At 59.6% G+C, this 19,263-nt stretch carries 22 protein-coding genes; 12 read left to right on the forward strand and 10 right to left on the reverse strand.

Features of this window, described 5'->3' with window-relative positions; genetic code table 11:
* Window positions 1-36 precede the first annotated feature (36 nt).
* The 6 genes from NBH21_RS22790 to NBH21_RS22815 all read left to right on the forward strand — a co-directional run bounded on the left by NBH21_RS22790 (window position 37) and on the right by NBH21_RS22815 (window position 6,391).
* Window positions 37-426 (forward strand): nuclear transport factor 2 family protein, encoded by a 390-nt coding sequence (locus NBH21_RS22790; RefSeq protein WP_250913093.1) that lies wholly within the window; start codon window positions 37-39, stop codon window positions 424-426.
* Window positions 427-430: 4 nt separating this feature from the next.
* Complete coding sequence (locus tag NBH21_RS22795; protein ID WP_250913094.1) at window positions 431-1,849, forward strand: amidase; 1,419 nt, start codon at window positions 431-433, stop codon at window positions 1,847-1,849.
* Between the two features lie 11 nt (window positions 1,850-1,860).
* Complete coding sequence (locus NBH21_RS22800) at window positions 1,861-3,159, forward strand: amidase (RefSeq protein ID WP_250913095.1); 1,299 nt, start codon at window positions 1,861-1,863, stop codon at window positions 3,157-3,159.
* The gene (locus NBH21_RS22805; RefSeq protein WP_250913096.1) at window positions 3,156-3,671 is read left to right on the forward strand and encodes a flavin reductase family protein; all 516 of its coding nucleotides are present in this window, start codon (window positions 3,156-3,158) and stop codon (window positions 3,669-3,671) included. Before NBH21_RS22800 ends, NBH21_RS22805 begins: the two co-directional genes overlap by 4 nt.
* Before the next feature lie 143 nt (window positions 3,672-3,814).
* Window positions 3,815-4,858, forward strand: a complete 1,044-nt coding sequence (locus NBH21_RS22810) for a 2,5-dihydroxypyridine 5,6-dioxygenase NicX family protein (RefSeq protein WP_250913097.1) — start codon at window positions 3,815-3,817, stop codon at window positions 4,856-4,858.
* Window positions 4,859-4,861: 3 nt separating this feature from the next.
* Complete coding sequence (locus NBH21_RS22815) at window positions 4,862-6,391, forward strand: GMC family oxidoreductase (protein WP_250913098.1); 1,530 nt, start codon at window positions 4,862-4,864, stop codon at window positions 6,389-6,391.
* 750 nt (window positions 6,392-7,141) lie between these two features.
* Here the strand turns inward: NBH21_RS22815 and NBH21_RS22820 are convergent.
* The 6 genes from NBH21_RS22820 to NBH21_RS22845 all read right to left on the reverse strand — a co-directional run bounded on the left by NBH21_RS22820 (window position 7,142) and on the right by NBH21_RS22845 (window position 11,078).
* Window positions 7,142-7,951 carry a transglutaminase-like domain-containing protein gene (locus NBH21_RS22820; protein ID WP_250913099.1) on the reverse strand — a complete coding sequence of 270 codons (810 nt, stop codon included), beginning with the start codon at window positions 7,949-7,951 and terminating at the stop codon, window positions 7,142-7,144.
* Window positions 7,952-8,019: 68 nt separating this feature from the next.
* The gene (locus NBH21_RS22825; protein WP_250913100.1) at window positions 8,020-8,919 is read right to left on the reverse strand and encodes a transglutaminase family protein; all 900 of its coding nucleotides are present in this window, start codon (window positions 8,917-8,919) and stop codon (window positions 8,020-8,022) included.
* 64 nt (window positions 8,920-8,983) lie between these two features.
* Window positions 8,984-9,229, reverse strand: coding sequence for a hypothetical protein (locus NBH21_RS22830; RefSeq protein WP_250913101.1), 246 nt, complete (start codon window positions 9,227-9,229; stop codon window positions 8,984-8,986).
* A 974-nt stretch (window positions 9,230-10,203) separates the two neighbouring features.
* Window positions 10,204-10,440 (reverse strand): 30S ribosomal protein S21, encoded by a 237-nt coding sequence (gene rpsU, locus NBH21_RS22835; RefSeq protein ID WP_250913103.1) that lies wholly within the window; start codon window positions 10,438-10,440, stop codon window positions 10,204-10,206.
* A gap of 26 nt (window positions 10,441-10,466) precedes the next feature.
* Window positions 10,467-10,757 (reverse strand): cold-shock protein, encoded by a 291-nt coding sequence (locus NBH21_RS22840; RefSeq protein ID WP_250913104.1) that lies wholly within the window; start codon window positions 10,755-10,757, stop codon window positions 10,467-10,469.
* A gap of 111 nt (window positions 10,758-10,868) precedes the next feature.
* Window positions 10,869-11,078 (reverse strand): cold-shock protein, encoded by a 210-nt coding sequence (locus tag NBH21_RS22845; protein ID WP_250913105.1) that lies wholly within the window; start codon window positions 11,076-11,078, stop codon window positions 10,869-10,871.
* 248 nt (window positions 11,079-11,326) lie between these two features.
* Between NBH21_RS22845 and NBH21_RS22850 the strand changes: the two genes are divergently transcribed.
* A complete protein-coding gene (locus NBH21_RS22850; protein WP_250913106.1) occupies window positions 11,327-11,713 on the forward strand; it encodes a hypothetical protein in 387 nt (128 codons plus the stop codon).
* Window positions 11,714-11,730: 17 nt separating this feature from the next.
* A complete protein-coding gene (locus NBH21_RS22855) occupies window positions 11,731-12,489 on the forward strand; it encodes an SDR family NAD(P)-dependent oxidoreductase (RefSeq protein WP_250913107.1) in 759 nt (252 codons plus the stop codon).
* Window positions 12,490-12,494: 5 nt separating this feature from the next.
* On the opposite strand, the gene NBH21_RS22860 is transcribed toward NBH21_RS22855, so the two are convergent.
* The 3 genes from NBH21_RS22860 to NBH21_RS22870 are packed head-to-tail and all read right to left on the reverse strand — an operon-like array spanning window position 12,495 to window position 15,864.
* On the reverse strand, window positions 12,495-13,709 hold the full coding sequence (locus NBH21_RS22860) for an SAM-dependent methyltransferase (protein ID WP_250913108.1): 1,215 nt from the start codon (window positions 13,707-13,709) through the stop codon (window positions 12,495-12,497).
* Window positions 13,706-14,509 (reverse strand): DUF1365 domain-containing protein, encoded by an 804-nt coding sequence (locus NBH21_RS22865; protein ID WP_250913109.1) that lies wholly within the window; start codon window positions 14,507-14,509, stop codon window positions 13,706-13,708. The genes NBH21_RS22860 and NBH21_RS22865 overlap by 4 nt, the downstream gene beginning before the upstream one ends.
* Window positions 14,506-15,864: an NAD(P)/FAD-dependent oxidoreductase gene (locus tag NBH21_RS22870; protein WP_250913110.1), complete on the reverse strand. Its 1,359-nt coding sequence runs from the start codon at window positions 15,862-15,864 to the stop codon at window positions 14,506-14,508. The genes NBH21_RS22865 and NBH21_RS22870 overlap by 4 nt, the downstream gene beginning before the upstream one ends.
* A 111-nt stretch (window positions 15,865-15,975) precedes the next feature.
* Between NBH21_RS22870 and NBH21_RS22875 the strand changes: the two genes are divergently transcribed.
* From NBH21_RS22875 to NBH21_RS22890, 4 genes are all read left to right on the forward strand, one after another.
* On the forward strand, window positions 15,976-16,662 hold the full coding sequence (locus NBH21_RS22875; protein ID WP_342452022.1) for a sigma-70 family RNA polymerase sigma factor: 687 nt from the start codon (window positions 15,976-15,978) through the stop codon (window positions 16,660-16,662).
* Window positions 16,659-17,330, forward strand: a complete 672-nt coding sequence (locus NBH21_RS22880; protein WP_250913111.1) for a ChrR family anti-sigma-E factor — start codon at window positions 16,659-16,661, stop codon at window positions 17,328-17,330. Before NBH21_RS22875 ends, NBH21_RS22880 begins: the two co-directional genes overlap by 4 nt.
* 10 nt (window positions 17,331-17,340) lie before the next feature.
* Window positions 17,341-17,745, forward strand: a complete 405-nt coding sequence (locus NBH21_RS22885) for a DUF2177 family protein (protein ID WP_250913112.1) — start codon at window positions 17,341-17,343, stop codon at window positions 17,743-17,745.
* A gap of 423 nt (window positions 17,746-18,168) precedes the next feature.
* Window positions 18,169-18,555 (forward strand): hypothetical protein, encoded by a 387-nt coding sequence (locus tag NBH21_RS22890; protein WP_250913113.1) that lies wholly within the window; start codon window positions 18,169-18,171, stop codon window positions 18,553-18,555.
* 349 nt (window positions 18,556-18,904) lie between these two features.
* Here NBH21_RS22890 and NBH21_RS22895 read toward each other — a convergent pair whose 3' ends face one another.
* Window positions 18,905-19,108 (reverse strand): cold-shock protein, encoded by a 204-nt coding sequence (locus NBH21_RS22895; RefSeq protein WP_250913114.1) that lies wholly within the window; start codon window positions 19,106-19,108, stop codon window positions 18,905-18,907.
* Between the last annotated feature and the right edge of the window lie 155 nt (window positions 19,109-19,263).

Below are 19,263 nucleotides of genomic sequence, written 5' to 3' on the forward strand. Positions count from 1 at the left end.
CGGGGTTCTCTTTGTCCGACAATGCGGGAGCCCGTGATGGATCACGCCACGCTCATTGACTGCCTCTACCAGGCCTACGCGTCGCGCGACGCGGATCAGGTGGCCTCTCTCTATCATCCCGACGGCTGGCACGAGGAAGTCGCGATGGCCAAGCGCCGCGAAGGTCGAGCGGCCCTTGCGGAGGGACTTGTCGGCTTCTGGCGGATGCTGCCCGATGTTTCGTGGGACCGGCGCGGTTATATCCGGGCCGCCAATCAGGTTGCCGTTCCTTATTTCATGACCGGGACCTTCACGCCTCGCGGAGGTGACGGAACCCCGAGACAGATCGCACTCGACGGTCTGCACATCTTCGAGATCCGCGACGGTCTGTTCGCCTCCAGCAAGGACATGTGGGACCTCGACATTTTCAAGGCGCAGATGGGCTGAACCGATGAACGATCTTGCGACACTGGACGGCATCGCTCTCTCCGGATTGATTGCCAAACGCGAAATCAGCGCCGGCGAAGTGCTCGAAGCCGCGATCGAGCGTATCGAGCGGTTGAACCCGAAACTCAATGCCGTCGTGCACGAGCATTTCGATCTCGCCCGCAAGCAGGTGGCGGCCGGATTGCCGGAAAGCCCCCTTTCCGGGGTTCCCACGCTCCTGAAGAACACCGGCTTCGAAGCCGAGGGCATGATCCTGTCCACCGGATCCGAACTGCTGCGCAACAATGTCAGCAAGCGGGATTCCACGATTACCGCGCGCTACAAGGCGGCGGGCATGGTGATCCTGGGCAAGTCCAACACACCGGAGTTTGCCCTCAGCTTCACGACGGAACCCGATGCATTCGGCCCCACGCGTAATCCCTGGGATCTTGAGCGCACGGCCGGCGGCTCATCCGGTGGTTCGACTGCCGCCGTGGCAAGCGGCATGGTTCCGATTGCCAACAGTTCGGATGGCGCCGGTTCGACGAGACTTCCGGCAAGCCATTGCGGCTTGTTCGGCTTCAAGCCGTCGCGGTTGGTCAATCCCGTCGGTCCGGCCGCAGCCGAGGCGATCGGCGGGATGTCGACCCCGCACGCGGTCTCCTGGTCGGTTCGCGACAATGCCGCCATGCTCGACATATCCGCCGGAGGAGACGCGGGCGATCCCTGGGCCTCGCCGGCCGTTGCGGGAAGCTATCTTGCTGCCGTCTACAAGACGCCGCCGCGTTTGAAGATTGCGATGATCGTCGATGTGCCCACCGGGAGCCATGTCGAACCGGACATGGTTGCGAGCGTCGAGGAAACGGCACGTCTTTTGGAGAATCTGGGTCATCACGTCGAAAAGGTCCGGGATGCGGGCTATGACGCCGAAGCGCTGAAAACCGCCTGGCGCATCGTCGTCGGGGTCAATGTCGCGCTGGGAGTGACCGGCGGAGACCCAGCCTCAGCGAATCTGTCCAGGCTCGAGCCCGTCAATCAGGAATGGGTCCGCGAGGCGCTGGCCGTTCCCGGCACACGCTACCTCTGGGCGATCAACCAGCTTCATGCCTCGTCGCGTGCGCTCGCGGCGTTTTTCAGCCGGTATGATGTCATGCTGACGCCCTCGGCGGCGGAACCGGCTCCCTTGTTGGGCAAGCTCGCCGGCCGTGGCAAGACGCTCGACGAATTCTATGACCTTTTCTGGTCGCACTCGCCCTTCACCGCGGTTTTCAACACCTCGGGCTGCCCGGCGATGTCGGTTCCGCTGGGCATGAGCACGGAGGGCCTGCCTGTCGGATCGCATTTCGGTGCCGCCTTCGGCAACGACGCCCTGCTTCTTTCGCTGGCCGGGGAACTGGAGCGTTTCGCTCCATGGATCAACCGGCGACCCGCCCTGTTCGGCTGAGGAGAAATCTCGTGCAAGACAAAGAAATCCTCGAATTGAGCGTCCGCGACATCGCTTCGGCCGTCCGTTCGCGTACACTTACGGTGCGCGCCGTTACCGAGGTGTATCTGAAGCATATCGAAGAGACCGACGGGCCGGTGATGGCCTGGCAGCATCTCGACGCCGATAAGGCGCTTGCCTCCGCCGACACAATGGATCGGCAGGGCGTGACGGGTCTACTCGCAGGCGTGCCGATCGGCGTGAAGGACGTGATAGATACCGCCGACATGCCTACAGGCTATGGCACCTCCATCTATGATGGCTTTCAGCCTCCATGGGATGCGGCCTGCGTACAGAATGCCAGAAACGCCGGGGGCCTGATCCTCGGCAAGACCGTCAGCACCGAGCTGGCGATGGCGAGCCCGAACAAGACGCGCAATCCGCAAAACCCCGCCCACACCCCCGGCGGTTCGTCGTCGGGCTCGTGCGCCGCGGTCGCAGCCGGCATGGTGCCGGTCGCCTTCGGCACGCAGACCTCCGGCTCCGTCATCCGCCCGGCAAGTTTCTGCGGGGTGACGGCATTCAAGCCGAGCTTCGGACTGATCAATACCGTCGGCATCAAGGTGCTTTGCCATAGTCTCGATACGCTCGGCATCATCACGCGCAATATCGGCGATGCGGCCCATTGCGCTGCGGCTCTGAGCGGCCGGTCCGATCTGGAAAACCCGAGCCCGCCGGCGCGGCCGCGCATAGGCATCCTGACCGGAACCCGCCTCGACAAGGCTGAAGGCAGTGCGCTCGAGGCAGTCGAGCGGCTCGCAGCCATCGCGGAAACGGCCGGCGCGGAAACAACGATCATCCCGGCACCCGCCTGGTATGACGGCATCTTCGATCTGCACGAAGCCGTCATGGGCTGGGAAGTGACCAACTCGCTTGCCTCCGAGCTTGCCCGCAACCGGGACGGTCTGACCCCTGTTACGCGAGCCATGCTGGACGATCAGGGACGCGTCGACGAAATCCGTTATCGCTCGGCCATGGCCGAAATCCCGGGCATCCGTCATCTGATGGACGCGATCCTGTCCCGCTTCGATGCCGTGCTGACGCTGGCCGCACCCGGCGAAGCGCCGAAGGGCATGGCGACGGGCGATCCGATCTTCAACCGTCTCTGGAGCGTGTTGCAGGTGCCGCTGGTCTGCCTGCCAGTCACCAAAGGCCCGCAGGGACTTCCCGTCGGCGTCCAGCTTGTCGGTGCCCGCGGTTCGGACCACCGTCTGGTCTCCGCCGCGCAATTCCTGGAAACCGCCATCGCTGCCGAAGGAGGCATCAAATGACCCAGCTTCCAACGGATCAGCTGACAGATGACTTTCGCTCGGCCATGCGACAGCTTGCGGCGACCGTCAACATCATCACCGCGGGTGAGGGAGCGACCCGGCGTGGGTTGACGGCAACGGCGGTCTGCTCGATGTCGATGACGCCTCCCTCGATGCTGGTCTGCGTCAACCGCTTCGGCGAAGCGCACAAGGCGATCACCGCCGCCGGCAGCTTCTGCGTCAACATCCTCTCCGACGACCAGCGCGAAATCGCGATGCGGTTCGCCGGCCAGATCGGAGAGGTGGGGGAAGACAAGTTCGCACCTTACGGATGGACGCGTCTGGCAACCGGCGCTCCCGCCCTCGACGGTGCGATGGCCAATCTCGACTGCGAGATTTCCTCGGTATCGGAAACGTCCAGCCACTCCATTTTCATCGGCAATGTGAAGGCCATTCGCTTCGGGCCGGAAACATCGCCATTGCTTCATTACAATCGAAACTTTTTCTCGTTGGCCAACCAGACCGCACTCTGAACGACCAACGAAATCGGGAACCGGCTCTTCGACCACAAGACAAAAGCAAAGAGCGCCTTCGATCCGGCATGGCCGGCTCCGCGCCTGGTCGCAGCCACAAATATCAAACGGGCAACGCAATGGCCCAACGGAGGTATGACATCATGGCAATCAGTGACGCGCAGTTCTTGAAGGGCTGGAGACAGGTGCTCGGCATGTGCAACCTGAAACCGGGCGAGCAGGTGACGATCCTGACCGGTGACGACAGCAACAAGCAGATCGCCTACATCGCCAAGCTTGCCGCATCGGATCTCGGGGCCGTCGTTACCGAACTGAACCTTGCTCCGATGAACGGCGAAAAGGCGCTTTCGCCCGACAAATCAGGTTATGTCGGCAAGACGCCTCTCGAAGGAAATAGCGCAGCGCTTGCCTGCCTCCAGGCATCCGATCTGGTGATCGACACCCTGCAGCTTCTGTTCTCGAAGGAGCAGGAAGAGGTGCTGAAGGGCGGCACGCGCATGCTGCTCGCCGTGGAGCCGCCGGAGATCATGATGCGTCAGATCCCGCGCCCCGAAGACAAGGCGCGCGTTCTCGCCGCAGCGCGCAAGATCGGCGCCGCGCGCGAAATGCATGTGACCTCGAAGGCCGGAACCGATTTCCGCTGCCGGCTGGGGCAGTATCCGGTGCTCACCCAGTACGGTCTCGCCGACGAACCGGGCCGCTGGGACCACTGGCCGAGCTGCTTCTCGGCACGCTGGCCGGACGAAGGCAGCGCCGAAGGCACGATCGTGATCGACGAGGGCGACATCCTTCTCCCGTTCAAGAAATATGCCCGTGCGCCCGTCACGGTGACCATCGAAAAAGGTTACATCGTCGACATCAAGGGCGGCTACGATGCCGAGTTCATGCGCAGATTCATGGACAGCTTCAATGATCCCCGGGCCTATGCAATGGCGCATGTCGGCTGGGGTCTCGAAAACCGCGCGAACTGGACGGTTCTCGGCCTCTACAATCCCGAGGCACAGCTCGGCATGGATGCCCGGTCGTTTGCCGGCAACTTCCTCTGGTCGTCGGGCCCTAACACCGAGGCCGGCGGCGACCGCGACACGCCGTGCCATCTCGACATTCCGCTTCGCAACTGCTCGGTTTCTCTCGACGGCGAAGTTATGACGCTGGATGGCGTGGTCATTCCCGAAGATCAGAAATAAGCCATGACACAGTATGACGTGACAATCATCGGCGCCGGCTCTGCCGGTGCCCTTCTCGCGGCCCGCCTGAGCGAAGATCCGGCGCGGCAGGTGCTTCTGATCGAAGCGGGCGGCGAGCCGACCGATCCCGATATCTGGAAGCCCGCCATGTGGCCGGCGATCCAGCATCGCAGCTATGACTGGGACTATCGCACCCTTCCCCAGAAGGGCACGGCGGGACGCAGCCATGCTTGGGCACGCGGCAAGGCGCTTGGTGGATCGAGCCTGTTGCACGCCATGGGCTATATGCGCGGTCATCCCGCCGACTTCGCCGCCTGGGCGGAGGCGACTGGCGACGAGCGCTGGAGCTGGGAGGGCCTGCTGCCGGCCTTTCTGGCCATCGAAGACCATTCGCCGGGCGGTGACGGCATCCACGGCAAGGGCGGGCCGATGCCCGTCTGGATTCCCGGTGATGAGGTAAGCCCGCTGGCGCAGGCCTATATGCGGGCAGGCGAAGCCCTGGGCCTGCCGCGCATCCCCGGCCACAACACCGGCAGGATGGTCGGCGTCACGCCAAATTCCCTGATGATCAGGGACGGTCGGCGCGTCACGGTGTCCGAAGCCTGGCTTACGCCATCGGTGCGAGCACGGTCGAACCTGACGATCATGACCGGGACGCTTGCACGCAGTCTGGAACTCGACGGATCGAAAGTCACGGCCCTTGAGGTTGTCGGACCGACCGGCAGTGTCAGGATCGGCGCCGATACCCTCGTCCTGTCGGCCGGTTCGCTGGAAAGCCCGGCACTGCTGATGCGCTCCGGGATCGGTCCTGAAGACGTCCTGAAACAGGCTGGCGTCACCTGCCGGGTGAAGTCGCCGGAGCTTGGGCGCAACCTGATGGACCATCTGCTCGGAGCGGGTAATCTTTATGCCGCTCGAAAAGAGGTGGCGCCGTCACGTCTGCAGCACTCGGAAAGCATGGCCTATATGCGGGCGGGGGGTTTCAGCGCAGACGGCCAGCCCGAAATCGTGGTCGGCTGCGGCGTTGCGCCGATTGTCTCGGAATGCTTTACGGCGCCTGCACCGGGAACCGCCTATTCCTTCCTGTTCGGCGTGACGCACCCCACAAGCCGTGGGGATGTGCGCATTTCCGGGCCGGAGATGACCGATCCGCTCCAGATCGACCCGTGCTATCTGCAAACCGATCACGACCGTCGCATGTTCCGCGCAGCCCTTGCCGCCGCACGGGAGATCGGACAGCAAGTCGAACTTGCCGAATGGCGCAGCCACGAACTGCTTCCGGGACCGCTCGATACCACGGAGGAAATCGACGCCTTCATCGCCAAGGCAGCGATCACGCATCACCATCCCTCCGGGACCTGCCGGATGGGCAAGGACGAGACTGCGGTCGTCGATCCCACCCTGCGCCTGCGGGGCCTGGACAACCTCTACGTCGTCGACGGCTCCGTGCTGCCGAGCCTCACGGCGGGGCCGATCCACGCGGCTATACTGGCGGTCGCGGAGACGTTCGCAAGACAGATTGCAGGGGCTTGAAATCCAATAAGCCTGACTGGATTGAGAGATGGCGGCGGTGCTTTGGCAGGCTCAGGGCAATTTTGAAGACCGGTTGAGAGGTCTTTGCAGTCATGGATCAACTATGTGGTAGAAGCGACATACAAGCGGTAAAAGAAGGGGTTGCGCCGCTTCTTCATCATCTCAGTGCTTGGTTACAGGGGTGGCGGATTTGATATTCAAAAGTTCCACAATCTCGATCGCGTCGCCTTGCCGAAGCCGGTGAACATCGTGTGCGCCGATCTCGCATACCCGGCCCGTAAACGTGTCGATGACACTCCACGTTCCCGACGCCCCAAGCTGGCATTCATATCTTTGAGCAAGCATTCACTTATCCTCTTTTTGAACGTAAACCTCTCTGTCATTCGCTCTTTCGAGAGTGACGCCCTCCTCTTCCCATGTTTCGAGTAAGTTCGCGTTGTGGGGCGATACGTGCGGAACGAAGGATCGTTACCAGAGCCAACCCTCGGCGGTGACATAGATGATGAAGATCAAGCTGAGTGCTGAGACGGTGTAACCGGTCAGGACCGAGCCGGGATAGTTTGCAAAATAAGCGCTGGAAGACATGACGTCCTCCTTTCTTGGGGCGGAGGTTGAAACCTTCTGCCGGCAACGCCCGTTTCATATGCGACCGATGAAGCATTATATCCGTCAATTGTGTTCCTGCCGAGACGCTCAGGTGTCCCTGGCGCTGGTGGTTTTGCAGTCAGATGAGGTTCGTCATCGTTGGGCTCAAGGGGCGATTTCATCGGTGATGACCTCGAAACGCCTGAGGATTGCCGGACCGAAAGCGGTTGACATGGCCACATCCGTCGCGTCGCGTCCGGTTGCCATCAGGATACGGCCGATGCGGGGCGTGTTGTGGCGCGCATCGACAGTGTACCAGCGGCCACTCAGATAGACTTCCAGCCATGCGCTGAAATCCATCGGGTTCGGATCCTTCGGCACTCCGATATCGCCGAGATAGCCGGTGCAATAGCGGGCAGGAATGTTCATGCAGCGGCAGAGCGTGATTGCGAGATGGGCATAGTCGCGGCATACGCCGGTTCGGTCGGTGAAGCCGCCGAATGCGGTTCTGAGGGGATCGGCCTTCATATAGTCGAAGGCGATCCGTCCATGGGCAAAGTCGAGGATGGCCTGAACGCGAGGCCAGCCGAGCGGCGTGTGGGAAAATGTCTTCCATGCAAATTCCGCGAGCCGGTCGGTATCGCAGTAGCGACTGCCGAGCAAATAGATCAACACATCGTCAGGCAGATGGTTGATGTCGTGCTGTATGGCGTCTTCGGGCACGGGATCGGGCAGTCCGCTGTCGTAGATCTCGAATGTCGTTGATATGGTCGTGAGACCAGCCGGTGCGACGATACGATCGCAGGAATTGCCGAAGATGTCGGTGTAGTTCCAGGCCTCGATGGGACGATCGAACACCAGCGTCTGTTCGCTCAGAAGATCGACGCGGCGGGAGGGGTGAATGTTGAGCACGAGCAACATCGGTGTCTCGTGCTCGCATTCGTATCCCAAGTGAAAGCCTGCGCGTATCTTCATGTCGTTCCGTTCCTTTGCGTTGGAAATAAATGGATAGAAGTAACGCTGGGCTCGGCGGAGCGTTCCGCCTAGTCGCGGGTCGCGCTGCCATAACCCTGTTCGGTGGTCACATTGACCTGCACGTCCATTCCGGCGAAATCCGTCGGCCCTCCGTCATAGCTGCCTGAAAGCGGAATTGCCTGCCCCGGATCGCGGGCAACACCGACGCGGATGAGATCGTGATTGCCGACGATGCCGTTAGTCGGGTCGAATTCCACCCAGCCTGCACCCGGTAAATAGACCTGGCACCAGGCGTGGGTCGAACCGCCGCCGAGCATCACCGGCCCGTCGCGATCGGGAACGTAGATGTAGCCAGTGACGAAGCGGGCAGCGAGACCCAGCGAGCGAGTGGCTTCTGTCATCAGAAGCGCGAAGTCCCGGCAGGTGCCGCTGCGAAGCCGGAGAGTCTCGGCCGGGTGTTGCGTGCCATGCTCGTTGCGGCGAACATAACTGAAACTCTCCCGGATCGCATAGCATAGCGTCATCAGCACATGGCCGGTGCGGGCAGTTTTCCCAATCGGCACGAACTGTTGGGCCCATTTCCCGACGCTGTCGTCGGGGTCCGGATAGTGACGCAGAATAGTCGGTTCGAGGTCTATCGCTTCCTCTGGATCATAAGCGAAGGGAAAGCCGAAGGCTTGCCGGTCCATCTCGAGGTCAAGCGGAACGTGGGCCGTATGATCGAGCCTGATCAAGGTCCGGATCCGCAATTCCGATGACGCCTTGGCAATATCGATCAGGGCGATGCAATTGCCGAAAACGTCGTGTATCCAGCGCACGGCATCCGGCGGCGGAAAAACATCGAGCGAACAGCTGAGCAGCGTTTGATCGAAGCTGTCTCGAGGACGGAACATCAATCGATGCTGACCGAACGTGACCGGCCGGGCGTAGCGATAGGCGGTGAGATGCTGAACGGAGAATATGGTCATTCCATTCTCGTTCTCTCGCATACGGCACGGACGATGCGTGCCGGTGATTTACACGGTTTTCCGGTCACCGAATTCGGCGTGCGAGCGGGAACCGGGGGGCGTCGTAGAGCATACGAATCTGTTGATCATTGAAGCGGGCTTCGTCAACCTCAAGTATGGACCCACGCAACTGCGATCCGGATAGATTTTCAACGGCGAAGCGAACGGCCTCGGCGGCAGTCTCGAACCGTCTATACCGGGTTCCGCTGCTGCCTTTCAGCCTCTTGCCGGCATATAGCCCGGCTCCGGAAGTGTAATCGAATTCGGTCATGCGATCATCCTTGGCCGTCCAGAACGCGGCTGGGCGTTCGGGTACGGATCTGTTACGGCGAAAACTCAGGACAGACATGAGCGGCGCGCTCGCGTTTCCTGTCGAACCTTACGTTCCAAGGAGCGCTGTTCGCGTTTGCGCAGTTGAAGTCGTTGACGAAGAGCCTGAAGCTTTTCCGCATTGGAGCCGGTCTCGGTATCCGGTGGCCGAAAGAGATGATCCGCCGTTTCGCGTGTGATGTTGATGTTCATTTTCTATCCTTTTGAAGAGTGAATGGATCGGCCCGCGCTGGCGCGGGCCGGAGTGACAAAATTCGGCTATCTCTTCTTGCCGAACCCTGTCGTCTCGCCACCTGACAGCTTGACTTGCGATCCAGAGGGAGGAGGAGGCGATGTGACGGTCTTGTCTTTCTTCGGCTTGCGGGCTTCGCGGTTGCTACGTATCTGGCCTTTGGCCATTATTTCCTCCTCGGAATATCTCGTGGGATTACAGGTCTGGTCTGCTGTTGAAATCGCGCGCGAATACTGGCGTGCGGAGATGAGTTCTTTGCAGGTTCGTCGGAACGACTGGCATACTCGTCAGGCGGAAGGCACGGACGTATCAGGATACCCCGTTTTCCGTCTTCGACCGAAATTGGGAAAAGCCACGAAATTCACCGTAGGCAGATTGTGCCGGCTATCAGTGCGATTGGCGTCGTCTGGAAGCGAGCGCAAGTCGGCATTCTCGCGGTATCCGAACGTTCCAGCACGAACGAGATTGCGTGCCAGGCATGCGGGATAAAAGTCGGAAGACATCACGTCCTCCTTTCGTTGGGGCCAGGGTCATTGACCCTGAAGCAGCAGCGCCCTTGAAATGGCTGCCGATTGGGGAAGTCTGCGCCTGTATCAGCGTTCCGGCAAGCTGTTTCAGGTCTGCCGGGTTTGCAAGGTCGTCGTCGTCACGACCACTCCCTTTCCGGATGGCGCAATGGACGGTCAGCGTGGGCGGACAACTTTCTTGGGGGCGGGGAGCAATCCCTCACGCTGCATCTTTTTCTTCGCCATCTTACGGTGACGGCGAATGGCCTCGGCCTCTTCACGGTTACGCCTTTCAGACGGCTTCTCATAATGGCGTCGGGCCCGCATTTCCCGGAAAACGCCTTCGCGCTGCAATTTCTTCTTAAGAACGCGAAGTGCTTGGTCGATATTGTTGTCTCTGACGATGACCTGCAAAATCTCTCCTTATACGACAATTGCCGCTATTTTTTTGTTCTGATGATGGATAGATCGATCCAGGTCGAACCGTGCCTGCCGCGTGATGAATCGCTATTGGGATCAGGCCTGCGTGCGGTCGAAGCCTCAACGTCGATATCGTCTTCGTCGATGCTTCGATCGAAATTCTCACCCTGAAGACGTACCCTGTAGCGCACCGACCTTTGTGCTTCGGGCAGAAGTGCAATGATCCGCCCGGTACTCTGCGGCTGCACGCCACCGAGTGCGTTTGGTTTGAGAACGATCGTATCTCCGGGGCGGTAACGGACTTCCGGCATAAAAAACTCCGATCGCCATAAAAGACAAAAGGCCGGGCGTTAACCCGACCTCTCACAGTCACTCAGCTCTGCTGCCAGTACATCCGTGGTCAGCAGGAGCGAATGACAAATTCACGCCGCCTGAAGGTTGTCGGCGGAGCTTTTTCCGGACCGGCGGTCCTCGACGATGTCGTAGCGGACTTTCTGTCCCTCGACGATCGATCCGAGGCCCGAGCGTTCAACAGCCGAAATGTGCACGAATACGTCCGTGTTTCCATTGTCGGGTTGAATGAAGCCGAAACCCTTGGTGGCGTTAAACCACTTCACCATACCAGTGTTCATAACGATCTCCTTTCAAAGCAATCGTTGTTGTTCCCGCCATACTTTGCGGGATTAGATCGATGTTTTGAGAGGAAATCCGACGGGAGCTAGGCTCTGGACCGACGTCACAAGCAATGGTCGATATTAGCTATATAAGCTCAATTCCTGATTTTACAAGGATTATCGGCGCCGAGTACGGATTTTGCCAATGATCCATCCGGGACAGTCAAGCGTAAACAAGGTGGCAAACAAAAAGCAGGAGGCAAACCTTGTCTGTCGCACTGCAAGTTTTATTGGCTGCATTGGTGGTCTTGCAGACTGGAACCGTTCTGGCCGCGGATTTGAGCGGTCACGAGATAAAGGCGCTGATCGAGGGCAAGACGGTTCGACTGAACACATCTCTCGGCCTGCAACTTCCGTTGCGCTACCGTCCCAACGGCGTGGTCGCTGGCAATATTTCCAGTTTTTCGATGGCCAGGATGTTCGCACCGAAGGAAGAGGGCCGTTGGTGGGTGGCTGCAGATCGGCTCTGCCAGAAATGGCCCACATGGTATGATGGGCGGACCTTCTGCTTCTCCATTCGCAGCGCCGGCGAAAATCGTATCACCTGGCTGCGCGACGACGGTGCCAAGGGATCGGCGATCATCAGCGATTGAGCCAGGAGGTACCGGACATGGGCAGCGGTGAAAAGACAGCCTGGATCATTGGTGCCAGCTCCGGGATTGGCAGGGCGCTGGCTCTTAAGCTCGTGCGGGAGGGCTGGCGCGTCGCCGTGAGTGCGCGCCGTGAGGAGGCGCTTGCCGAGCTTGGTCGAGAGGCGGGTAGTGATGTTGAAATATTCCCGCTCGACATCTGCGACCGCGATGCAGTGCGGCGGGTCGCAGCTGGCGTAAGGCAGTCGATGGGGCCGCTTTCCCTCGTCGTACAGGCGGCCGGCACCTATTTGCGCGACACTCCCAGCGCCTTCGATGCGGATGCCATGCGGCGCTTGGTCGAGCTCAACCTGATGGGCACTGCCCATTGCCTCGAGGCGGTTATTCCCATCCTCATCGCAGACGGCGGAGGACGAATTGCGCTTGTCGCATCGGTTTCAGGCTATGCCGGTCTTCCCGGTGGCGGGCTCTACGGAGCGACGAAATCGGCATTAATCACAATGGCGGAATCGATCACCCCGGATCTGGCTCGCCATGGCGTCGCCGTCAGCATCGTCAACCCCGGCTTCGTGCGCACGCCACTCACCGATCTCAACGACTTCCCGATGCCTTTCATCGTCAGCGCGGAAGATGCAGCGGATCACATCTACAAAGGGCTGCGGAAAGAGCGTTTCGAGATAGCCTTTCCCTGGCAGATGGTGTTTGGGCTGAAGCTGTTGCGGCTTCTGCCTTATCCGCTTTTCTTTGCCCTGACGCGGCGATTGCTGCGTCAGGACTGAGTTTTTCATCGCTCCAGCGTGAACTGGACCACATCGAGCCTTCCCGTGCGGAAACCGGCGGCGCAATAGTGCAGGTAATAACGCCAGGTGCGATGGAACCGCTCATCGAAGCCTAGCGAGCGAATATTCGACCAGTTGCCGGAGAAGGCTCTGTCCCAGGCAAGCAGCGTCCGCTCATAGTCGCGACCGAAACGCAGGCGGTCGGTCACGGCAAGGCCCGCTTTCGTCGCGGTGGCCTCGAATGCGGTAACGGAGGGGAGCATGCCGCCGGGGAAAATATAGGTCTGGATAAAGTCTGCCCCGCGCCGGTAAAAGTCGAAACGGTTTTCGTCGATGGTAATCACCTGCACGATAGCCTTGCCGCCATCGACCAGAAGCTCGCGAAGACGGCTGAAATAGACCGGCCAGTTTTCCTCGCCCACCGCCTCGAACATTTCTATGGATACGATCTTGGTGAAGCGGCCTCTGATGTCGCGATAGTCTTCCAGACGGATGTCGGATCTGTCGGCAAGGCCTGTCTTCGCCAGCCGCTCGCTTGCGAACTTCGCCTGTTCGCAGGACAGCGTCAGACCTGTCACCCGACACCCGGTGCGACGGATGGCACGTTCGGCAAATCCGCCCCAGCCACAGCCGATTTCCAGAACATGATCATCGGGACCGATATCGAGCTCATCGATGATCCGGTCGTACTTCGCTTCCTGGGCCTGATCGAGCGAGAGATCATCACGATGATAAAGCGCGGAGGAATAGGTCATCGTACCGTCGAGCCAGGCGGCGTAGAACGCGTTGCCGAGATCGTAATGGAAAGCGATGTTGCGGCGACTGCCAGACCGGGTGTTGCGTCGAAGCGCATGGCGAATACGCGCAATGATCCGGCTCAGCGCCGGGGCGGCAATCACGTCCTTGAGGCGCTCCTCGTTGAGCAGGGCGAGCTCGAGCAGTGCGGCAACATCCGGGCTTTCCCAGCCTCCGTCCATATAGGCTTCCGCGAAGCCGAGGCTGCCTGAACGCAGGAGTTTCCACACAGGACGGGGGGAGTTGAGACGTAGCGTTGCGGCCGGTCCTGCTTCGCGGCCCATAAAGGTCACTTCGTGACCGTCGGGGAAGACCAGTGTCAGGCGACCAATTGAAATGCGCCGGGCCCAGCCGCAGATCATGCGTTGCCAGAATGGATGCTCCTGGCGGAAAATGGCGTTCGTTGAGTGGTCTGCATGGCTCATGCCTTTTTTCCCTTCATGGCGCTCCCGGCGATAACGATGGTGGTGGCGAGCGACGAGTCTGCCTTGCGGTGACGATGGACCGGCACGCCCTTGAACCAGAGAAGCAGCGCCTCCCAATGGATGGCGCCCATGATCTTCAGCGTCATCAGCGGGTAGGTGAAAAGCATCTTTACAAGCATGCGGTCGGTGAGTGGCCGACGCTTGCCGGCGAAGGAAGCAAAAAGAAGCGGACCATCGCGGTCGGCTTCATCGATGGCGACCAATACAGTCTCGTCTGGAGGCGCAATGCGGAACCGGTAACGGCAATCCATCGGCACGAAGGGGGAGACATACATGCCCTTGGCGCATTCATGGCGCACGGCTCCGTTCGCATCCGGTTCAACCGGGATGACGTATGCGTGGCGCTCGTGAAAGGTGTTGCAGACCTCGTATACGATCGCCCGAAGCACACCGTTTTCCGCGCGACAGAAATAAACGGTCAGTGGGTTGAAGACATAGCCGAAAATACGGGGATAACAGAGTATCGATATGCCCATGTCCTTGATCGAGATGCCTGCTTTCTTCACCTCTTCTTCCACCCAGCGCCGCAGGCCGTCCTTTTCCTGGCGACCGTGGTCGATGTCATGGAAGCTGAACACTGCGGACCGGTTATAGCCAAAGAGCCTCAGGCTGCGAGAAAGGGCCTCGGCCTCTTCAAGATCGATCAACAGGGAGAAAACGCTGTAATTCAGCCGATGCACCTTCGGGCGGCGCCGATGGTGAAACACATGTCCCGAGAAAATTGCCGAAACCGGGTTCATTCTGCGCCAACCTTCGGGGCGTCGATGAAGATGCGCCCGGATTCATTGGCGACCGTCCACGGTCGCCGCTGGCCACCCAGCTGTTCCGCGACGGCCAGTCCGGCCTGAAGACCGTCCTCATGGAACCCGCTGCCGAAATGTGCCCCACAGAACCAGGTGCGGCGGCGCCCCTGTAGCCCCCAGATGTCCTTCTGGGCGGCAATGGCTTGCGCGTCGAAGAGCGGGTGGGTGTAGTGGAAGCGGCCATGAACCTTGCTTTCGTCGATTGCCATGCAGGGATTGAGGGTCACGAATAGCGGCTGGGCGGCATCGATACCCTGAAGGCGGTTCATCCAGTAGGTGACGCAAAGCGGCGCGTCGCTTTCGTGGCTCTTGCCGGCGACGTAGTTCCAGCTTGCCCAGGCTCCCTTACGCTTCGGCATCAGACTCGGGTCGGAATGAACGACGGCCAGATTGCCAGTATATCTGAACGCTCCGAGCACGGCGTTTTCGCGGTCGTCCGCATCGGCCAGCATGGTGAGCGCCCGGTCGGCATGCGTGGCGACAATCACGTCGGCAAAGCGATCGGCTCGACCGTTGGCACAGGTGACGGTCACCCCGAATGCGTCACGCCGGATTTCGACAACCGGTGAGCCGAAGCGTCGTTCGCCATTGAAATCCTCGAGAATGCGCTGGACATATCTTCGGCTACCGCCGGTGACTGTTCGCCATGCCGGCCGGCCTTTCAAAAGAAGTAGCCCGTGATTGACGAAAAATCGCACGAAGGCTTCAAGCGGATAGGAGCGTATGTCGCCCGCCGTGGTCGACCAAATCGCCGCGCCCATCGGAAGCAGATGGTCCCGGATGAATGCGTCGCCATATTTCTCGCGCTCGAGATAGCCACCCAGCGTCAGTTGGCTCATCTTGCCGGTTTCGAGCAGGCGGGGCGCTTCCTTGTAGAAACGCATGATGTCGGAAACCATCGACCAGAAGCGTGGCTTCAGCGCATTGGTCTTCTGGCTGAGCAGCCCAGCAATGCCCGAACCGGAATATTCGAAACGGCCACCGTCGAGCGAGGCAGAGAACGACATATCCGATGTCTGCGTCTCAACGCCCAGATGCTCGAACATTGCCACAAGGTTAGGATAATTCCGGTCGTTGAAGACGATAAAGCCGCAGTCGACGGGGATCGGGCCCTTCGGGCCGCGAACCTCGACGGTGTTTGCATGGCCTCCGGCCCGGTTTTCCTCTTCATAGAGTGTGACATCCATCGAACGAGAAAGGAGCCATGCCGCGGAAAGGCCGGAAATGCCGGCTCCGATCACGGCCACCTTGCGTTTTGCCGCGTCTTGCCTGCGTCCAGTCAACGTGTCCATGTAACCGCTCCCGCCAATTGCACCGTCAAAGGCTCTACGACGGGAGGTTCCGGTTGGATCGGTTCAAGATGATTTTTCGGCGCGATGATCCAAGGTTTCGTTGGCTGCGTAATGGCAGGCATGACATTAAGCGTTTCACACTTCGTCGGCCGATGCCACAATGAGGCGACGCAATCCGTGTTAACCGCGCAGTCCGCGCGGCGCATGAGTGGCGTTGCGCGTGTAAGGATTTCTGAAGCGGTGATCGATGAAACCCCGGAAGAATGGGCTCGACTTTTGGACGCCGTCGCGTCTCGAGGCGATGTTGCGGCGTTCGAGATTCTATTCCGGCATTTTGGCCCCAGGGTGAAAACCTACATGCTTCGCCAGACGAAAAATCTGCATATGGCAGAAGAGTTGATGCAGGAGACGATGGTTACTGTTTGGAGGAAGGCCGCGCTTTACGATCCTGCGCGCGGCAATGTTTCCGCGTGGATCTTTACCATCGCCCGCAATCTCTTCATTTCCGCCTGCCGCAAACAGAACCGGCCGGAATTCGACCCGAATGATCCGGCTTTCGTACCGGCTACAACCGAGCCGGCCGATGTCGGGCTGGCAAGCCGTCAGGATGCGGAAACGCTTCATGCGGCTCTGCTCGACCTGCCGTCCGAACAGCGGGAGTTGGTGCAGCGCTCCTTTTTCGGGGATGTACCGCACAGCACTTTGGCACAGGAGTTTGGCCTGCCTCTTGGCACGGTCAAATCCCGTATCCGCATGGCAATAGCCAAGCTGCGCAAGAGCATGGAGGATCGGCGATGAACGTTCGTCACCATGTAAGCGACGCCCTTCTATCGGCCTATGCGACCGGTGATCTGGCGGAGGGCTGGAGCCTTGCCGTCGCCACCCATCTGGCACTTTGTCCTGCTTGCCGGAGCCGGCTTCGCGGATTTGAGATGATTGCGGGAGACCTGCTCGAGGCCCTGCCTGAAGCGTCTGATGATATGAGCACATCCTGGACAGAACTTACCCAGAGGCTTGCCGTGCAGGTGGATGCCATCGCTCCCGTGGCGCTGAAACCTGCTCCTGCGTCGGTTCCTGATGTGCCGGTGCTGCCTGAGCCCTTGCGCTCTTATGTCGGGGCCGATGCACCCGCATTGAAATGGAAACCGCTCGGCCGCGGTGCCTATCAGGTGCCGATCCCAACCGGCGACGGCGTGACGAGCGTTCGCCTGTTGCGTATTCCCGCCGGCCGACCGGTGCCTGAACACAGTCACGGCGGCCGTGAGTTGACACTCGTGTTGGCCGGGAACTTTTCCGATGATCAGGGACGATTCAGCCGCGGCGATATAGAGGAAGCCGATGAAGAGCTGCAACATCAACCGATTGCCGGCGCGGGAGAAGATTGCATCTGTCTGGCCGTAACGGATGCGCCCCTGCGGTTCAAAAGCCGTTTCCTACGGTTGATACAGCCTGTTCTCGGGATTTGAGGGACTTGCAATGCCGACACCCTTGATCGCCTATCTGTCTGCAGCTGTCGTGTTCTTCGGCCTTGATTACATCTGGCTGAGTCGTGTCGCTATCGGTTTCTATCGATCTGAAATCGGTGATTTGCTGCGCGACAAACCCAACATGGCGGCGGCCGCAGCGTTCTACCTGTTCTACATCGGCGGCATCGTCTATTTCGCAGTCATTCCCGGCCTTCAGAAGGAGAGCCTCGCGGTCACATGTTTCAATGGCGCGCTTCTCGGGCTTGTCGCCTATGGAACCTACGACGCCACCAATCTCGCTACGCTGAAGAACTGGACCCTCAACGTAAGTGTCGTGGATGTTCTGTGGGGTGCGATCCTGACGGCGATCGCCGCTTCCTCCGGCTACCTCGTCTCCTCCTATTTCAAGGGTTGAGCTGATATGCAGGGCGCCTGCCCTGCCGTGATCCGATCTTTCTCACTGGCGACCAGTTTCAGCGGCGGTGCCGCCGAATTTGGCTTTGCACATGTGCATGCCTGCATCGCCGAGCGCTTAGCGTTTCCGTTCTTGTGTATTATGGTGGTTGCAATCGCGGTCAATGACACTGATTAGAACCTTTTCAGTCAGCACAGGCGCTGCCCGGAATTGATTGGTCTCCACCTAAACCCTGCCAGGTTACGATCCGTATCAGGTTAAATCCGGCATCTATGCCAAAGCCGGGCAGAAATTCCAGTTATCCCCGATGCGCAGATTTCCCGAGCCAGTTCTGTTTTTTCTTGCCGTTACGCGGCGGCCAACACGAATTGACTGGCCATCACCGCCCAATCGTGCGCAGGATGATTTTTAAGGGAAACATCCATGCGAACCTCACTGCTGTCTTTGGGACTTCTCTTGCTGATGGCGCCGGGTGCGTTCGCCAAGGAGCCATTTACCGAAATCTTCCTGTCCACGGACAAGATTTCTCATGAAGTCGCTGGCACCATTACCCACGACACCACCCGTTCGTTTGTTTACCGATCAGCTGCGGACGGTGATATCACCGTCAAGGTTGCCGCAGAAAACGCCATCTGCGGCTTCGAAATAAAACGTAGTTCTGCTCCCGGGTTCCAGCCCGACATCAGCTCCTTTCCTGCATCCCGTGTCTTCAGCGCGAAAAGAGGAGAGACGTTCATACTCTCATTCTTCCAGTCCCGGACCGCATGGACCGAAAAAAAGGAATGTCTGTACTCGCTCTCCATCAGTTAAGTCGCGGTGATCTGCTCACGCGGTTCGAGCGCGATGTTTGTCGCAGCCGATGGAACTTGGCGATGACCATTGCAGGTGGTCTCATTCTTGGCAAAGGGTGTGGTCGCAGAAAATTTTCACTGCCCGCGATGGACGGTGGAAGGCAACGTATTCGTTTCTCCGCGGCCTATCATGGCCTGCGTGCGATTTATGCTCTCGATCATTCCGAGAGTGGGGCTGGAACACCCCGTTAGGTATTCGCCTGACGCCACGCGGGGGAATTCCACCCCCGGCCGGCCCCCCGGATGTCGGCTGTCTTCATCCAGGTGAAAAATGCGCCCCTAGCAGAGCGGGCGCATTCAGGTCGTGATCAAGCAGATCTTACGTTTTCCGCTTTTGACTTACCCGTTTTGCGGTCCTGCCCGATTTCATAGCTGACCTTTTGGCCATCGCGAAGCGATCCACCGTCTGCCAGCGCCGAAACATGCACGAAAACGTCCGGGCCGCCGCTATCGGGTGTGATGAAGCCAAAGCCCTTGTCCTGATTGAAAAACTTAACCGTACCCGTTGCCATTGCATCCTCATGATTTAGGCGGCGTGTTTGCCGCTGGCCGGAAGTTTATTGACCGGCAGCTATTTGTGCAACTTCGCGATTGAGAGGTTTTGGCAATGGTCACGGATGGGAGGCTATATTTGGAAGAAAAGCGGACATCTTATCTGCCTGCGCGA

It is taken from the genome of Ciceribacter sichuanensis, assembly GCF_024055605.1.
Classification (GTDB): Bacteria; Pseudomonadota; Alphaproteobacteria; order Rhizobiales; family Rhizobiaceae; genus Allorhizobium; species Allorhizobium sichuanense.

Bases quoted from the DNA above. Each gene is read 5' to 3' on its own strand.
- NBH21_RS22790 (WP_250913093.1), top strand. From the start codon at position 37: ATGGATCACGCCACGCTCATTGACTGCCTCTACCAGGCCTACGCGTCG.
- NBH21_RS22795 (WP_250913094.1), top strand. From the start codon at position 431: ATGAACGATCTTGCGACACTGGACGGCATCGCTCTCTCCGGATTGATT.
- NBH21_RS22805 (WP_250913096.1), top strand. From the start codon at position 3,156: ATGACCCAGCTTCCAACGGATCAGCTGACAGATGACTTTCGCTCGGCC.
- NBH21_RS22810 (WP_250913097.1), top strand. From the start codon at position 3,815: ATGGCAATCAGTGACGCGCAGTTCTTGAAGGGCTGGAGACAGGTGCTC.
- NBH21_RS22815 (WP_250913098.1), top strand. From the start codon at position 4,862: ATGACACAGTATGACGTGACAATCATCGGCGCCGGCTCTGCCGGTGCC.
- NBH21_RS22820 (WP_250913099.1), bottom strand. From the start codon at position 7,951: ATGAAGATACGCGCAGGCTTTCACTTGGGATACGAATGCGAGCACGAG.
- NBH21_RS22825 (WP_250913100.1), bottom strand. From the start codon at position 8,919: ATGACCATATTCTCCGTTCAGCATCTCACCGCCTATCGCTACGCCCGG.
- NBH21_RS22830 (WP_250913101.1), bottom strand. From the start codon at position 9,229: ATGACCGAATTCGATTACACTTCCGGAGCCGGGCTATATGCCGGCAAG.
- NBH21_RS22840 (WP_250913104.1), bottom strand. From the start codon at position 10,757: ATGCCGGAAGTCCGTTACCGCCCCGGAGATACGATCGTTCTCAAACCA.
- NBH21_RS22845 (WP_250913105.1), bottom strand. From the start codon at position 11,078: ATGAACACTGGTATGGTGAAGTGGTTTAACGCCACCAAGGGTTTCGGC.
- NBH21_RS22855 (WP_250913107.1), top strand. From the start codon at position 11,731: ATGGGCAGCGGTGAAAAGACAGCCTGGATCATTGGTGCCAGCTCCGGG.
- NBH21_RS22860 (WP_250913108.1), bottom strand. From the start codon at position 13,709: ATGAGCCATGCAGACCACTCAACGAACGCCATTTTCCGCCAGGAGCAT.
- NBH21_RS22865 (WP_250913109.1), bottom strand. From the start codon at position 14,509: ATGAACCCGGTTTCGGCAATTTTCTCGGGACATGTGTTTCACCATCGG.
- NBH21_RS22870 (WP_250913110.1), bottom strand. From the start codon at position 15,864: ATGGACACGTTGACTGGACGCAGGCAAGACGCGGCAAAACGCAAGGTG.
- NBH21_RS22875 (WP_342452022.1), top strand. From the start codon at position 15,976: ATGGCAGGCATGACATTAAGCGTTTCACACTTCGTCGGCCGATGCCAC.
- NBH21_RS22880 (WP_250913111.1), top strand. From the start codon at position 16,659: ATGAACGTTCGTCACCATGTAAGCGACGCCCTTCTATCGGCCTATGCG.
- NBH21_RS22885 (WP_250913112.1), top strand. From the start codon at position 17,341: ATGCCGACACCCTTGATCGCCTATCTGTCTGCAGCTGTCGTGTTCTTC.
- NBH21_RS22890 (WP_250913113.1), top strand. From the start codon at position 18,169: ATGCGAACCTCACTGCTGTCTTTGGGACTTCTCTTGCTGATGGCGCCG.
- NBH21_RS22895 (WP_250913114.1), bottom strand. From the start codon at position 19,108: ATGGCAACGGGTACGGTTAAGTTTTTCAATCAGGACAAGGGCTTTGGC.